The 12,777-nt window shown below is 74.5% G+C and carries 12 protein-coding genes and 8 tRNA genes; 11 read left to right on the top strand and 9 right to left on the bottom strand.

The genetic code is table 11. The annotated features are described in order from the left end of the window. Positions 1-9: 9 nt before the first annotated feature. A complete protein-coding gene (locus ACFZBX_RS16310; protein WP_391534402.1) occupies positions 10-564 on the bottom strand; it encodes a DUF4365 domain-containing protein in 555 nt (184 codons plus the stop codon). A 153-nt stretch (positions 565-717) separates the two neighbouring features. On the opposite strand from ACFZBX_RS16310, the gene ACFZBX_RS16305 reads away from it, so the two are divergent. Then, positions 718-1,485 (top strand): exonuclease domain-containing protein, encoded by a 768-nt coding sequence (locus ACFZBX_RS16305; protein WP_391534401.1) that lies wholly within the window; start codon positions 718-720, stop codon positions 1,483-1,485. Between the two features lie 65 nt (positions 1,486-1,550). Here the strand turns inward: ACFZBX_RS16305 and ACFZBX_RS16300 are convergent. The 3 genes from ACFZBX_RS16300 to ACFZBX_RS16290 form a co-directional block, all read right to left on the bottom strand. Further along, a tRNA-Val gene (locus ACFZBX_RS16300) sits at positions 1,551-1,622 on the bottom strand. A gap of 205 nt (positions 1,623-1,827) precedes the next feature. After that, positions 1,828-1,899, bottom strand: a tRNA-Val gene (locus tag ACFZBX_RS16295). A 101-nt stretch (positions 1,900-2,000) separates the two neighbouring features. After that, the gene (locus ACFZBX_RS16290) at positions 2,001-2,534 is read right to left on the bottom strand and encodes a TIGR02611 family protein (protein ID WP_391534400.1); all 534 of its coding nucleotides are present in this window, start codon (positions 2,532-2,534) and stop codon (positions 2,001-2,003) included. 194 nt (positions 2,535-2,728) lie between these two features. On the opposite strand from ACFZBX_RS16290, the gene ACFZBX_RS16285 reads away from it, so the two are divergent. Together ACFZBX_RS16285 and ACFZBX_RS16280 are read left to right on the top strand one after the other, a co-directional pair. Continuing rightward, entirely contained in the window at positions 2,729-3,142 is a 414-nt protein-coding gene (locus tag ACFZBX_RS16285) for an SsgA family sporulation/cell division regulator (RefSeq protein ID WP_030056266.1), read from the top strand. Between the two features lie 380 nt (positions 3,143-3,522). Beyond that, positions 3,523-4,092: a CGNR zinc finger domain-containing protein gene (locus ACFZBX_RS16280; RefSeq protein WP_391534399.1), complete on the top strand. Its 570-nt coding sequence runs from the start codon at positions 3,523-3,525 to the stop codon at positions 4,090-4,092. Between the two features lie 37 nt (positions 4,093-4,129). Here ACFZBX_RS16280 and ACFZBX_RS16275 read toward each other — a convergent pair whose 3' ends face one another. Next, positions 4,130-4,669 (bottom strand): hypothetical protein, encoded by a 540-nt coding sequence (locus ACFZBX_RS16275; RefSeq protein WP_391534398.1) that lies wholly within the window; start codon positions 4,667-4,669, stop codon positions 4,130-4,132. Between the two features lie 155 nt (positions 4,670-4,824). On the opposite strand from ACFZBX_RS16275, the gene ACFZBX_RS16270 reads away from it, so the two are divergent. Beyond that, positions 4,825-5,325, top strand: coding sequence for a DsbA family protein (locus ACFZBX_RS16270; protein ID WP_391534397.1), 501 nt, complete (start codon positions 4,825-4,827; stop codon positions 5,323-5,325). A gap of 31 nt (positions 5,326-5,356) precedes the next feature. Here ACFZBX_RS16270 and ACFZBX_RS16265 read toward each other — a convergent pair whose 3' ends face one another. The 3 genes from ACFZBX_RS16265 to ACFZBX_RS16255 all read right to left on the bottom strand — a co-directional run bounded on the left by ACFZBX_RS16265 (position 5,357) and on the right by ACFZBX_RS16255 (position 8,265). Next, entirely contained in the window at positions 5,357-6,199 is an 843-nt protein-coding gene (locus ACFZBX_RS16265; protein ID WP_391534396.1) for a GNAT family N-acetyltransferase, read from the bottom strand. 97 nt (positions 6,200-6,296) lie between these two features. Next, a complete protein-coding gene (locus ACFZBX_RS16260; protein ID WP_391534395.1) occupies positions 6,297-7,127 on the bottom strand; it encodes an aminotransferase class IV in 831 nt (276 codons plus the stop codon). A gap of 76 nt (positions 7,128-7,203) precedes the next feature. Further along, on the bottom strand, positions 7,204-8,265 hold the full coding sequence (locus ACFZBX_RS16255) for a chorismate-binding protein (protein WP_391534394.1): 1,062 nt from the start codon (positions 8,263-8,265) through the stop codon (positions 7,204-7,206). Between the two features lie 291 nt (positions 8,266-8,556). Here ACFZBX_RS16255 and ACFZBX_RS16250 point away from each other — a divergent pair. From ACFZBX_RS16250 to ACFZBX_RS16225, 6 genes are all read left to right on the top strand, one after another. Then, positions 8,557-8,629 (top strand) — tRNA-Gly (locus ACFZBX_RS16250). A 40-nt stretch (positions 8,630-8,669) separates the two neighbouring features. Then, positions 8,670-8,743: transfer RNA gene (locus ACFZBX_RS16245), tRNA-Cys, on the top strand. Between the two features lie 34 nt (positions 8,744-8,777). After that, a tRNA-Val gene (locus ACFZBX_RS16240) sits at positions 8,778-8,852 on the top strand. Between the two features lie 27 nt (positions 8,853-8,879). After that, positions 8,880-8,951, top strand: a tRNA-Val gene (locus ACFZBX_RS16235). A gap of 51 nt (positions 8,952-9,002) precedes the next feature. Beyond that, positions 9,003-9,074 (top strand) — tRNA-Val (locus ACFZBX_RS16230). Positions 9,075-9,115: 41 nt separating this feature from the next. Then, positions 9,116-9,187 (top strand) — tRNA-Val (locus tag ACFZBX_RS16225). 262 nt (positions 9,188-9,449) lie between these two features. Here ACFZBX_RS16225 and ACFZBX_RS16220 read toward each other — a convergent pair. Beyond that, entirely contained in the window at positions 9,450-9,650 is a 201-nt protein-coding gene (locus tag ACFZBX_RS16220; protein WP_380764566.1) for a hypothetical protein, read from the bottom strand. A gap of 432 nt (positions 9,651-10,082) precedes the next feature. On the opposite strand from ACFZBX_RS16220, the gene ACFZBX_RS16215 reads away from it, so the two are divergent. Next, positions 10,083-12,287: a protein kinase gene (locus ACFZBX_RS16215; RefSeq protein ID WP_391534393.1), complete on the top strand. Its 2,205-nt coding sequence runs from the start codon at positions 10,083-10,085 to the stop codon at positions 12,285-12,287. Positions 12,288-12,777 lie beyond the last annotated feature (490 nt).

The raw sequence follows: 12,777 nt of genomic DNA, 5'->3' as shown, positions 1-12,777 counted from the left end.
GCCGGGCCGTCACGGGCTGCCGCCCGCACCGACCCGGGCCATGATGTCGCACAGGGCGCGGTCGTCGAAGACCTTCGCGGTGGGGACGCGGACGTTGGTGCGGCGCCGGCCGGTGACGGGGTGGCCGGCCAGGTTGACCCAGTAGCAGCAGTGCCGCAGTTCCAGGGCGTCGGGGCGGGCGGCGAGCCAGCGGTCGACGCGGCGGGGCAGCAGCATGACGACCAGGATCCGGGGCACGGCGACCCGGGGGCGGGCGAGCTTGCGCAGGTGGTCGTTGTCCAGGGTGAAGGAGAAGAACGCGCCACGCGGGTCGGCCGCGATCTGCTGGGTGGCCTTCAGCTGGATCTTGACGGTGACCTCGTCGTCGACCTCGTGGCTGCGCGAGCCGTGGCTGACGTGCCAGTCGATGCCGTTGTCGGGGAACGGCTGGGAGAGCGAGCAGCCGGCCGCGGCGGCGACCGCGTGCAGATAGCCGACCTGCAAGGTCTCCATGCAGGCGGTCACCGCGAGGTCGCCCCGCAGGACGGCCGCCGCCTCCTCGGGCTGCGGCTGCGTCAGCGCCATGGCCGTCCGTCCTCCCCCGTCCCCCCGGGCCCGTCCGGATTCGAACAGAGCGCCCGTGGGCAGGGTGCCCGGCCGGTGCTGCGCCAAACGGTTGAGGGGGCGTCAGGGGCGGGTATCACCGGGGCGGGAACGCGCTGTTTTCGAAGGGCAGTCATGCAGCAGCACTGGTTCACCGGCCCGCTCGCCTCCTTCGACACCGAGACCACCGGCGTGGACGTCGAGACCGATCGCATCGTCTCGGCCGCCCTGGTCGTCCAATCCGCCCCGGGCACGGTCCCGGTGGCCCGCAACTGGCTCGCCGATCCCGGCGTGCCGATACCCGACGGCGCCCGGGCGGTGCACGGGATCAGTGACGAGACGGTGCGGGCGCACGGGAGGCCCGCGCCGGTGGTGGTGGCGGAGGTGGCCGCCGCGCTCGCCGCGCAGGCGCGGGCCGGGCGGCCGGTGGTGGTGATGAACGCGCCGTACGACCTGACGCTGCTGGACCGGGAGCTGCGCCGGCACCGGGGGATGTCGCTGACCGACGCGATCGGTTCGGCGGCGCTGCTGGTGCTCGACCCTCGGGTTCTGGACAAATACGTGGACCGCTACCGCCGGGGCCGGCGGACGCTGACCGACCTCTGCGCGCACTACGGGGTGGAGCTGGCCGGGGCGCACGACGCGGGGGCCGACGCGACGGCGGCGCTGGAGGTGGTGCGGGCGATCGGCGCCCGCCACCCGGGGGCGCTGGGCGGGCTGACCGTGGCGGAGCTGCATCTGCGGCAGGCGGTCTGGCACGCGGCGCAGGCCCGGGGGCTCCAGGCGTGGTTCGACCGGTCGGGGGCGGACGAGCGGGTGGACCTGTCGTGGCCGCTGCGGCCGGCCCGGTGCGGTTGCGGGCGGCGGCTGTCGCCGGAGCACGAGTGCGAGGTGGCCGCGTAGCGGCCGGGTCCGGGAACGCCGCAGGCCCTGACCGGTCTCCCGATCAGGGCCTGCGTGCTGTCCGGTGGGCGATACTGGGATCGAACCAGTGACCCCTTCGGTGTGAACGAAGTGCTCTCCCGCTGAGCTAATCGCCCGGGCAACGAGAAGAACTGTAGCACCATTCGGGGGGTGCCGTACAACTCGTTCGGGGAACGCCCCGACGCATCCGCAGAACTCCTGCGCGACGCGGAAGGTGACTGTGTCTCAGCACATTCCCCGGCACGGTTCGCCGGATTGCGGAAATACATGTGAGGCCCAGCCGATAATCGGCTGGGCCTCACATATCACAATGCATTCCGGTGGGCGATACTGGGATCGAACCAGTGACCCCTTCGGTGTGAACGAAGTGCTCTCCCGCTGAGCTAATCGCCCGGGTGCAGGGAAAACATTACCGCATCCCGGGGGGTGGTCCGAACACTCCGCCTCCCCCGGACGGCCCCGCCCGGGTCGCCGGCGGGCGGGGAGCGGGTGGCTCAGTCCTCGTCGATCTTCCAGGGCATGACCAGCCCGTACTTCCACAGGTACCAGCCGCCGAGCGCGGCGATCAGCGCCACGCCGATCACGGTGAGCGTCAGGTTGCGGCGCCGGACCCGCGGGTCCAGGGCCTTCTGCGCGGCCTCGGCCACCTTGCGGCGGGTCCAGCGCAGGGCCAGCTGGGCCCAGACGAACTCGGTCGCCCAGATGCCCATGCCGAGGAAGATGACCACCCAGCCGGGGCCGGGCAGCGGAAGCATGATCACTCCGAGCACCACCACGGCGAGGCCGACCAGGAAGACGGCCACCTGCCAGCTCAGGTGCAGCGGGCGGGAGCGGCGGATGAAGTGCGGCGCGCGCGAGCCGAGCGGCTTCTCTCCGTCCGCGGCGCCCTCCGTCCCGCCCCGGGCGTCCGGCTCCCCGCCGCCGTCACCCGCACCCGTCGGCACCCCCGTGTCGTCCCGCACGATCGCATCCCCCGTTCCGGTGTTCCCGCCCGCGTCCCCGCGTGCCTCGTCGCTTCGCACAGTCATGCCAGGAAACTAACCGAGAAGGGCTCCGGTTATCGCCCCGCGGGCACTCTGTGGCGATTCCGCAATGCGCCGTAAGGGGTACGACTCGCGCCCGAATCGGGACAGAGGGGTTTACATCGGTCGTTGAGGTGGGATGGTCCGTTCGCCGACGTGCGATTCCCCGAGCGCACACTGAGCGAAAGGCCATGGCGCTTATGAACACCACGGTCAGCTGCGAGCTGCACCTGCGCCTCATCGTGTCCAGCGAGTCCTCACTGCCCGTCCCCGCGGGCCTGCGCTACGACACCGCCGACCCCTATGCCGTGCACGCCACCTTCCACACCGGCGCCGACGAGACCGTGGAGTGGGTGTTCGCCCGAGATCTCCTTGCGGAGGGGCTGCACCGACCCACCGGTACGGGCGACGTACGGGTGTGGCCCTCGCGCAGCCACGGACAAGGGGTGGTCTGCATCGCCCTGAGCTCTCCGGAAGGAGAAGCCCTGCTGGAGGCCCCGGCCCGGGCGCTTGAGTCGTTCCTCAAGCGGACCGACGCCGCCGTGCCGCCCGGCACCGAACACCGTCACTTCGACCTCGACCGGGAGCTGTCCCACATCCTCGCCGAAAGCTGACCCCGACCGGAGGCGGTCACACCCCGCTGTCGGCGGGGTCGTAGCCCCTGCCGTCAACCGCAGCCGTCCTACTCGGGGGCACGGCAGCAGACTCAGCCGCGCACGACGCGGTCTCGGGGCCGGTGACGAAACGGTTCTCTCCCGAACGGAGGGGGCCCGCGGCACCGAAGGCGCCCGGCACCGGAGCCGGCCATCCCACGGATGGCCGGCCTCCGTGCCGGGCGCGGCCGTTTCTCCGGCCGGAACCCCGCACAGAGTGACGGAATCCGTACGCATCTTCGACACAAGCCACCGCCGCACGCCGCACCGCCCCGGTAAGGTCTGGGAATGACCCGTAGTCGCGGGGTGCCCACGGCCCCCTCCGCACGAGGAGCCTCCACGTGCTGATCACCCATGACACCGAGTGCGCGCTGAGCATCCTCGTCGAGCTCCTCAACACCGCACCCGAGGTGTGCGGCACCGAGCTGCTGCCCGACGTGCCCGCACTCGACGCCTTCGTGGTCCGGCAGGAGATCAGCGAGATCGACTCGCTGACCGACGACGACCTGCGCCAGGTGCACCTGCTGCGCTCGCGGCTGCGCGAGGTCTTCGGCACGGAGTCCACCGAGGAGGCCGCCGAGCTGGTCAACGCCCTGGTCGCGGCGGCCGGCACCACGCCCCGGCTGACCAACCACGACCACCACGGGTGGCACATCCACTACTTCGCGCCGCATGCCGCCCTCGGCGACCACCTGGCCGCCGAACTCGGCATGGCACTGGCGTTCATCCTCACCGCGGGCGAGCGCGAACGGCTGCGCCGCTGCGAGGCGCCGGACTGCGCGCGGGTCTTCGTCGACCTCTCGCGCAACCGCTCGCGCCGCTACTGCGACAGCCGGACCTGCGGGAACCGGCTGCACGTGGCCGCCTACCGGGCCCGCCAGCGCTCGGCCGACGCGGTCCCCTCGGCCTGAGCGACCGGACGCCCGAGCGGTCCGCGGCCCCGGGCGCTCAGATGCCGCGGCGGCGCAGGATCTCCTCGATGTCGGCGAACTCGCCGAGGCCGTCGTCGCTCTTGCCCTTCCCGGCCTTGCCCTGCCCGTCCTTGCCCTGCCCGCCCTTGGTCTTCCCGGCGCGCTCGGCCTGCTCGGCGCGCTTCGGCGCTGCCTGGGCGGCCGGGGCGCCGGCGGCGGGGGCCACCGCCGGGCGGGCCGGGGCGGGCCCGGCGGCGGGGGTGGCGCTCTCCCGTCCCTCGGTCACGGCGCCGCGCCGGCCCACCCAGCGGGTGGTGACGAAGAGCCCCGCCGAGACCGCCAGCAGCACGATGCCGGTCCACACCCGGGGGTCGAAGACCAGCTTGACCGCCCAGTCGGCGATCTCGTCACCGATCGTCCGGGCCACCGGGAACAGGCCGGTCAGGTAGAGGCCGGCGGGGAGCAGCGCGACGGCGAACCAGCGGGTCGCGGAGAGGAAGCGCCGGCGGTAGGCGCGCAGGCCGGCCACGGCCACGCCTCCCGCGGTGAGGGCGAAGGCGACCGCCGCCGTCAGCACGGCCGCCTCCCCTCGGTCCCCGCGGCTGTCGCCGCGGCCGTCGGACTGCTGGTCGGACTGATCATCTCGTCGGACCTCCCAAGGCTCCGGTCTGGCGAACTGGCCGGGCCCGGTCCCCGGAACGGCACAGGGCCCACTGATGGAACACTGGGGGCATGATCGAAGGTTCCCTCCCCCGTCTTGAGTTCTGGTGCGAGCTCCAGTGCCCGGACTGCCGCACCGCCCTGGACGACGTCCGCGCGCTGCGCGCCCGCTACGGCGACGCGCTGGTGATCGAGCTGCGGCACTTCCCGCTGGAGAAGCACAAGTACGCCTACCCCGCTGCCGAGGCCGCCGAGGAGGCGTTCGCGCAGGGCCTCGGCTGGCCGTTCGTCGAGGCGCTGCTGGAGCGGGTCGCGGACCTGGAGGCGCGCGGCACGGAGGTGCTGCTGGAGGTGGCCCGGGAGGTCGGGGTGGACGCCGAGGAGGTGGACACCGCGCTGGTGGACGGCCGGCACATGCTGACCGTGGACGCCGACCAGGCCGAGGGCCGGGCGATCGGGGTGAGCGGCACGCCGACGTACGTGATCGCCGGGCAGCGCCTCGACGGCGGGAAGAGCCAGGACGGGCTGCTGGAGCGCATCGTCGCCGCCGTCGAGGCCGCGAAGGCCTCCTGACCCCCGGCGGGCCGCCGGCCGCCGTCGCCGGTCACAGCAGCGGCTTGCCGTAGACGCGGTTGGTGACGCGGTAGCCGAGCGACTCGTAGAGGCGGATCGCGACCTCGTTGCCGCTGAAGACGTTCAGCCCGAGGTCGTGGACGCCCGCCGCGAGGCACGCCTGCTCGGCGAGGCGCATCAGCGTCCGGCCGTGGCCGCGGCCCCGGTGGGCGTCGGCCACCTCGACCACCATGACCCAGGCCAGCGGGTCGCCGTCGGGCAGGTCGCGCAGCCGCAGCGCCAGCCAGAGCGAGCCCAGCGGCTCCCCCTCGGGTCCGTACAGGCGGCGCAGCGCGACGCCGGGGGTGTCCGCGCCCTGTGGCAGCAGTCTCGCGTGGTCGGCGTCGGACTTGGCGCGGGCCTGCGCCTCGCCGAGGCCGGAGGAGCGCAGGTCGTACAGGTAGCCGGCCTTGGCCTCGGCGAGCCAGGCCGGGAACTCGGCGGCGCCGATCGCGCGGGCGGTGGCGCCGGGCGGCAGGGCGGGCGGTGCGTCCAGCCGTTTGACCATGTTCCGCATCCGCTCGGTGTAGCCGAGGGTGACCGCGAGCGAGCGGGCGACGCGGGCGGTCTCGGGGATGTCGGCGTCCACCCGGATGCAGCCCCAGCCGCGCAGCACCTCCTCGGCGGCCAGCGCGCCGATCGTCCCGCGCCCCCGGCCGCGTCCGCTGTGGACCTCCAACTCCGCTATCTCACCCCAGAGTTGGCTGCCACGGGGGACGGCGGTGGTGCGCAGGCCGCCGACCGGGCGGCCGTTGACGCAGATCTGCCAGCGCCGGGTGCGGCCGCCGGCGGGGGTGGGGGTCTCCGGGCTCTCGGGGCGCAGCGTGGTGGTCATGTCGGGGTCCCTTCCCCGCCGTCCGGGTCTTCTACCGGCCCGGACGGCGCGTCCCCGCCGCGGGTTTTCGCGGGCGGGCTCCCCGGGGGGCGGGTGCTCAGGGGTCGAGGTCGTCGCCGCTGCGCTGGGCGAAGACGGCCATGGCCTTGGCAGTGACCGGGCCGGGGCCGGGCAGTTCGCGGTCGTCGACGCGGGTGACGGCCTGGACGTCGCGCAGGGAGGAGGTCAGGAAGATCTCCTCGGCCTCCTGGAGGGCGTCGAGCGGGAGGTCGGCCTCCTCGGCGCCGCACCAGTCGACGACGAGCTGCCGGGTGATGCCGGCCAGGCAGCCGGAGGCGAGCGGCGGGGTGAGCAGGCGGCCGCCGAGGACGACGAAGACGTTGGAGCCGGTGCCTTCGCAGAGCCGGCCGGCGGTGTTGGCGAGCAGGGCCTCGGAGGCGCCGGCGCGGTGGGCGGCGGCGAGGGCGACGACGTTCTCGGCGTAGGAGGTGGTCTTGAGGCCGGCGACGGCGCTGTGCTCGTTGCGGCGCCAGGGGACGACGGTGACGGCGGTGGTGTCGGGGCGGCGGGTGGCGGTGCCGATGGAGGCGACCAGGGTGGGGCCGGTGTCGCCGCGCTCGGAGCCGAGCGGCGCGGTGCCGCCGGTGTAGGTGATGCGCAGGCGCCCGAGCGGCATCGGGTTGGCGGCGAGGACGGCGCCGCAGGCCTCGCGGACCCGCTCGTGGTCGGGGTCGGGCAGGCCGAGGCCGCGGGCGGAGCGGGTGAGGCGCTCCAGGTGCCGGGTGACGGCGAAGGCCTTGCCGTCGACGGCCTTCATGGTCTCGAAGACGCCGTCGCCGGTGGTGAGTCCGTGGTCCAGGACGGACAGGGCCGGGTCGGCGGAGTCGACGAGGGTGCCGTTGACCCAGCTGGTGGTCGGGTGCTGCATCGCGGGGTGCTCCTCGCGGGACGGGCGCGGGCCGGCCGGCCGCGGGTGGTGGGGCCGGGCCGGTCCGTGTCGGGGTTCAGTCGGTGTCGGGGCGGATGCCGGTGCCCGACGCTATCGCGACCAGGCGGGCGGCCTTCAGTTCGGTTTCCGCCCATTCGCGGTAGGGGTCGGAGCCCCAGGTGATGCCGGCGCCGGTGCCGAAGCGCAGTTCGGGCGCCGCGGGGTCGGTCCGGTCGATCCAGAAGGTGCGGATGCCGACAGCGAGTTCGCCCTCGCCGCGGTCGGCGTCGACCCAGCCGACGGCGCCGCAGTAGGGGCCGCGCGGGGCGGTCTCCAGGGCGTCGATGATCCGCAGGGCGCTGGACTTGGGGGCGCCGGTGACGGAGCCGGGCGGGAAGGTGGCGGCGAGCAGCTCGGGCCAGCCGGCGTCCGGGCGCAGGGTGCCCTCGACGGTGGAGACCAGGTGGACCAGGCCGGGGTGCTTCTCGACCGCGCACAGGTCGGGGACGGTGACGGTGCCGGTGGCGCAGACCCGGCCGAGGTCGTTGCGGACGAGGTCGACGATCATCACGTTCTCGGCGTGGTCCTTGTCGAGCAGGTCGTGCTCGGTGCGGCCGGTGCCCTTGATCGGTCCCGAGGAGACGGTGCGGCCGGTGCGGCGCAGGTAGAGCTCGGGCGAGGCGGTGGCGATCTCGACGCCGTGGGCGGGCAGCCGGATCGTTCCTGCGTAGGGGGCCGGGTTGCCGTGCGCGAGCAGGCCGGTGAGGGCGTCGATGTCGGAGCGGGCGGGGTCGGGCAGCGGTGCGGAGAGCACCCGGCAGAGGTTGGCCTGGTAGACCTCGCCGGCCGCGATGTGCTCGCGGACGCGGCGCACGCCCGCGGTGTAGGCGGCGCGGTCGAGCGAGCTGCGCCAGTCGCCGGCGGCCGGGCCGAGCCAGCCGGCGCCGGAGGGCGGGGCGGGGGCCTGGCGGACGTCGTCGAAGCGGGCGCAGGTGAGCCGGCCCTCGAAGTCGTAGGCGACGGCCCACCAGCCGGCGGAGTCCAGCGCGGCCGGGTCGGAGGTGACGTCGCGCAGTCCGGTCGCGAGGCGGCCGCCGAAGCGGGCGAGGGGGTGCTGGGGGTCGAGGTGGCCGGACACGGTTCTCCTGCACGGGGGCTTTGCTCGGGTTGCGGTGCCTGAAGTGTAGGTCGGGGGGCGCGAGCAGAGCCGGGCGTCGCGCGGGCGTACGCCGGGTGACCTGCGGGTGTCACTCACGGTGTCGAACCGCCCGCCCCGGGCACGTCCGGGCCGGTCCGCGCCGGGGCGGGCGGGGGGCGTCCGGCGGGCACGCTGCGGGAACGGATTTTTAGCTGGCCCGGGAATCCGCTAGAGTTCAACACGTCGCCAGGGAGCGCAGCCGGGAAAACCGGTGAAGATCCCGGCAGACAGGCGGACGTGGCTCAGTTGGTAGAGCATCACCTTGCCAAGGTGAGGGTCGCGAGTTCGAATCTCGTCGTCCGCTCGACGAAGGACAGTGTAAGATCGTCCTTCGAGTGTTGCCTGGTGGAGTGGCCGAGAGGCGAGGCAACGGCCTGCAAAGCCGTCTACACGGGTTCAAATCCCGTCTCCACCTCCAAGAGGCTCACCCGGCTCCGCCGGGTGGCCTCCCCGCGCGATTAGCTCAGCGGGAGAGCACTACCTTGACACGGTAGGGGTCACTGGTTCAATCCCAGTATCGCGCACCATGGCCGGCTCCGCCGGACACCTGCCCCGCGCGATTAGCTCAGCGGGAGAGCACCACCTTGACACGGTGGGGGTCACTGGTTCAATCCCAGTATCGCGCACGTTGATCTTCGGGTCCTGGATCCGGGGTTCACTGCGGTAGCACCGCACCAGCGCGATTAGCTCAGCGGGAGAGCACTACCTTGACACGGTAGGGGTCACTGGTTCAATCCCAGTATCGCGCACGTCGGACCCTCCGGGGTCTGCTGCACAACCGCCTTACCAGGCGCGATTAGCTCAGCGGGAGAGCACTACCTTGACACGGTAGGGGTCACTGGTTCAATCCCAGTATCGCGCACAGTGACGGCCGGGGCCGCGACTCGTAACGGGTCGCGGCCCCGGCCGTTTTGGCGTTCCAGGGGTGGCGGGGACAGCAGAAGAGCCGCGTACGGTCGCCCTCACCGACGTCCGTACGCGGCGTCTCCGCCTGCCGGGGCGCTCTGCGCGCCGCTCCTCGCCCGTCCGCGTGTCATCGCGGGCGCGGCCTCCCCGGCGGCACTGGCTCCCCGTCCCCAGGGGATCAGTGCCCGTTCAGGTGGGCACCCTCGGTGCCCGCGCGGTCAGTGGCCGAGCAACTCGGCCACCGCCTGCGCCTGGTTCGCCATCTGCTCCCAGCCTCCGAACAGGACGGCCAGCAGCACCGCACAGGGCAGCGCCATGGCCACCGCCACCGCGGGGTGCCGGGTGGGCTCCGCGGCGCCGGGCTGGGTGAAGGCCGGCCGACGACGTCGGGAGGTGGATCCCGGGGGCTGCGGTGCCATGCCCTTGACTCCTCTTTCGTGAGCTCGGCCGGTGGATGGACGGTGGTGCACGTGGACGCGGTGGACGGCTTACCTCGGGGGACGAGCTCCCCGTCCACCGCTGGGAACAACGGTATGGCGGGAGGGGGTTGGCGGGCGTCATGCCCTCGTACTGTTCTCCGGGCCTCCCGGAGGATGACGATCAGACCTGGGGAGTACTACCGCAGGGGGAGACGTCCGCGACCCGGTCCCAGGGGGAACCCTGAGAGCCGACCCCGAGAAACGATTCGGCGGCAGACCGTCGATTGTCAGTCCAAGATCGGACAATCGGACGGTGGCTTCAGGTGTTGCGTATCAGCACACCGCAGCGGGCAGTCCGTAAGCTGTGCCAGACAGGAACTGACGACGCCCCATCCGACGGGGCCTCACCCACAGTCTGACGGGGAAACGAGAATGGCGATGATGCGGCTGCGGCGTGAGGACCCCCGCATCGTCGGGCCGTACCGCCTGCACCGGCGGCTGGGAGCCGGCGGCATGGGCGTGGTCTACCTCGGGTCGGACCGCCGGGGGCAGCGCGTCGCGCTCAAGCTGATCCGGTCCGAGCTGGCCGAGGACGTCGAGTTCCGCACCCGCTTCGCCCGCGAGATCGCCGCCGCCTCCCGGATCCGCGGCGGCTGCACCGCCCGCGTCATGGGCTCCGACATCGAGGCCGACCGGCCCTGGCTGGCCACCGCGTACGTCCCCGGGCCGTCGCTCTACAAGCGGGTCGGCGACGAGGGGGCGCTCGGCTGGCCCGAGGTCGCCCGGATCGGGGCCGCGCTCGCCGACGGGCTGGTGAAGGTGCACGAGGCCGGTGTCGTCCACCGCGACCTCAAGCCGTCCAACATCCTGCTCTCCCCGCGCGGGCCGCGGATCATCGACTTCGGCATCGCCTGGTCGCGCGGGGCCAGCACGCTCACCCACGTCGGCACCGCCGTCGGCTCGCCCGGCTTCCTCGCGCCCGAGCAGGTCCGGGGGGCCGCCGTCACGCCCGCGACCGACGTCTTCGCGTTCGGCGCGACCCTCGCGTACGCGCTCACCGGGGACAGCCCGTTCGGCTCCGGGGCCTCCTCGGAGGTCATGCTCTACCGCGTCGTCCACGAGGAGCCCGACCTATCGGCGGTGCCGCCGCAGCTGGCGCCGCTGATCCGGGCCTGCCTGGCCAAGGAGCCCGCCGAGCGGCCCGGCGCGGCCGCGCTGCACGAGCGGCTCAGCGAACTGGCGGCGCGCGGCGCGGCCGGCGGGGCGACCGGCCCGGTGCCGGGCGGCGGGGCGGGCCAGGGCTCCGGCGGGCCGTTCGGCCGTGGGCGCGGGGCCGCGCGCGGCCCGGCACCGGCCGGGGCCGCCGGGGCGGCGGGTACGGCGGGCGCGGGCGCGGGCCGGGCGGGGGGTGTCCGGGGCGTCCGGGGCGCGGGGGCCGGAGTCGCGCCCGCGGCTCCTGGGCATCCGGGGCACCCAGGACACCCGGTGCACCCAGGGCACCCGGTGCGTCCGGCCGGGCCGGCCCCGGCCGCGCCGCCGACCGCCGCACCGCGCGGCGTCCCGGCGCCCGGGCGCGCGCCCGAGCAGGCACCCGCCTCCGTCCGGGCCCGGGCGGGCGCGCCCGGCGGCGCGCCGCGGCGGGCCCCAGGCCCCGCCGACGGGCAGGCGGCCACCGCACCACTCCCCCGGCCCGAGGCCGCCCAGGCCACCCGGCCGATGCGCGAGCGCCAGCAGACCCCGCCGCCCGCGCGCGACCGCGCGCCACGGCCCGGCGGGCCGCGCGGCCGGGCGGGCGACCGGCAGCACACACCCGTGCCCGGCGGACGCCCCGGGACGGCGCGGCAGCGGCTGCTGCGGCAGCGGCTGGTGGTGTTCGTGACGGTGACGGTGGGCGTGGCGCTGGCCATCGCGGCGGCGCAGGGGTGCGAGAACCGGGACAAGCAGGCGCTGCGGGCCCCCGCGACCTCCGCGGCCGCGTCCGCCTCGCCGGGGGCGGCGGGAGTGGCGGGGGCCGGCTCCGGGCCGGCATCGGAGGCGCCGGGCGGGGCGGGGCTCTCGGCGGACGGGCTCGCGCCGTCGACCACCCCGCTGGCAGCCGCACACGGTGCCCCCGTCGGCGGCGGCGCGGAGGACACGCTGCTGCCCGCCCAGGGCGCCGGGCCGGCGGTCGACTGGCCGAACCGCTCCTACGCCGACCCTGCGGGCGGTCAGGCGATCACCCTGCGGGACGGCCGCTCGGCGGCGGGCGCGGGGCCGCAGGTCGTGCTCAGCGCGGTGCTCCCGGCGCGGTACAAGGGCGCGCCGGCGGCACTGGTCGTACTGCGGCGCTCGGAGGGCTCGGTGCCGGTCGACCTGGTGCAACTGTTCGCCTTCAACGGGGACGCCCCGGTCGCCCTGACCTCCCGCTCCTCGGCGGCCGACCCACAGGCGACGGCGGCGGCCTGGCGACTGGAGAACGGCGCACTGGTGCGGGAGGAGCGGACCACCCAGACCGGCGCCGCCACCTCCACCCGCTACACGCTGCGCGCGGACGGCACCCTTGAGGAGTCCTGGCCCGGCTCCCCCACCATGACTCCCCCAGTCACCACCCCACCCCCCGCCGCCGCCCCCGCGCCCCCCACCGCCCCCACCGGCTGACCGGGGCGGACGGGAGCAGGAAGCCGGCCGGTCCGACCTTCCACCCCGCGGCACGCTGCGCTCCAGGAGCAGCCAGCGGAGGAATCAGCACAGAGCGGACCTGCCGGAGCAGGAAGTCGACCGGTCCGACTTCCCACGCCCAACGGCACGCTGCGCCACCGGAGGCACGCCCCGGCGGGCCGGGCGGCGCAGGAAGTCGGCCAGTCCGACCTTCCACCCGACGGCACACCGGACCGCCAGAAGCCGACGCGGCGCGGGTGGCCCGGAGCAGGAAGTCGACCGGTCCGCCCTCCCGCGCAGCAAGGCTCTGCGCCACCGAGGATCAGCCGCGCGCCAAGAGAACCCACTGGCGAAGAAGGTCAGCCGGTTCGGCTCTCCGCCAGGCGGCACGGAAGCACGCCCCGGCGGGCCGGGCGGAGCAGGAAGTCGGCAGGGCCGACTTTCCACCCCGCGACACACTGCGCTCCGGGAGCGGCCACCGGCGGAACCA

This window comes from Kitasatospora sp. NPDC008115, assembly GCF_042957205.1.
Lineage (GTDB): Bacteria > Actinomycetota > Actinomycetes > Streptomycetales > Streptomycetaceae > Kitasatospora.
Note: the sequence above shows the minus strand (reverse complement) of the source record. Positions and strands in the feature narration are given on the sequence as shown.

Excerpts from the sequence above, each read along its gene's own strand:
- ACFZBX_RS16310 (WP_391534402.1), bottom strand. The coding sequence starts at position 564 with ATGGCGCTGACGCAGCCGCAGCCCGAGGAGGCGGCGGCCGTCCTGCGG.
- ACFZBX_RS16305 (WP_391534401.1), top strand. The coding sequence starts at position 718 with ATGCAGCAGCACTGGTTCACCGGCCCGCTCGCCTCCTTCGACACCGAG.
- ACFZBX_RS16290 (WP_391534400.1), bottom strand. The coding sequence starts at position 2,534 with ATGACTGTGCGAAGCGACGAGGCACGCGGGGACGCGGGCGGGAACACC.
- ACFZBX_RS16285 (WP_030056266.1), top strand. The coding sequence starts at position 2,729 with ATGAACACCACGGTCAGCTGCGAGCTGCACCTGCGCCTCATCGTGTCC.
- ACFZBX_RS16270 (WP_391534397.1), top strand. The coding sequence starts at position 4,825 with ATGATCGAAGGTTCCCTCCCCCGTCTTGAGTTCTGGTGCGAGCTCCAG.
- ACFZBX_RS16265 (WP_391534396.1), bottom strand. The coding sequence starts at position 6,199 with ATGACCACCACGCTGCGCCCCGAGAGCCCGGAGACCCCCACCCCCGCC.
- ACFZBX_RS16260 (WP_391534395.1), bottom strand. The coding sequence starts at position 7,127 with ATGCAGCACCCGACCACCAGCTGGGTCAACGGCACCCTCGTCGACTCC.
- ACFZBX_RS16220 (WP_380764566.1), bottom strand. The coding sequence starts at position 9,650 with ATGGCACCGCAGCCCCCGGGATCCACCTCCCGACGTCGTCGGCCGGCC.
- ACFZBX_RS16215 (WP_391534393.1), top strand. The coding sequence starts at position 10,083 with ATGGCGATGATGCGGCTGCGGCGTGAGGACCCCCGCATCGTCGGGCCG.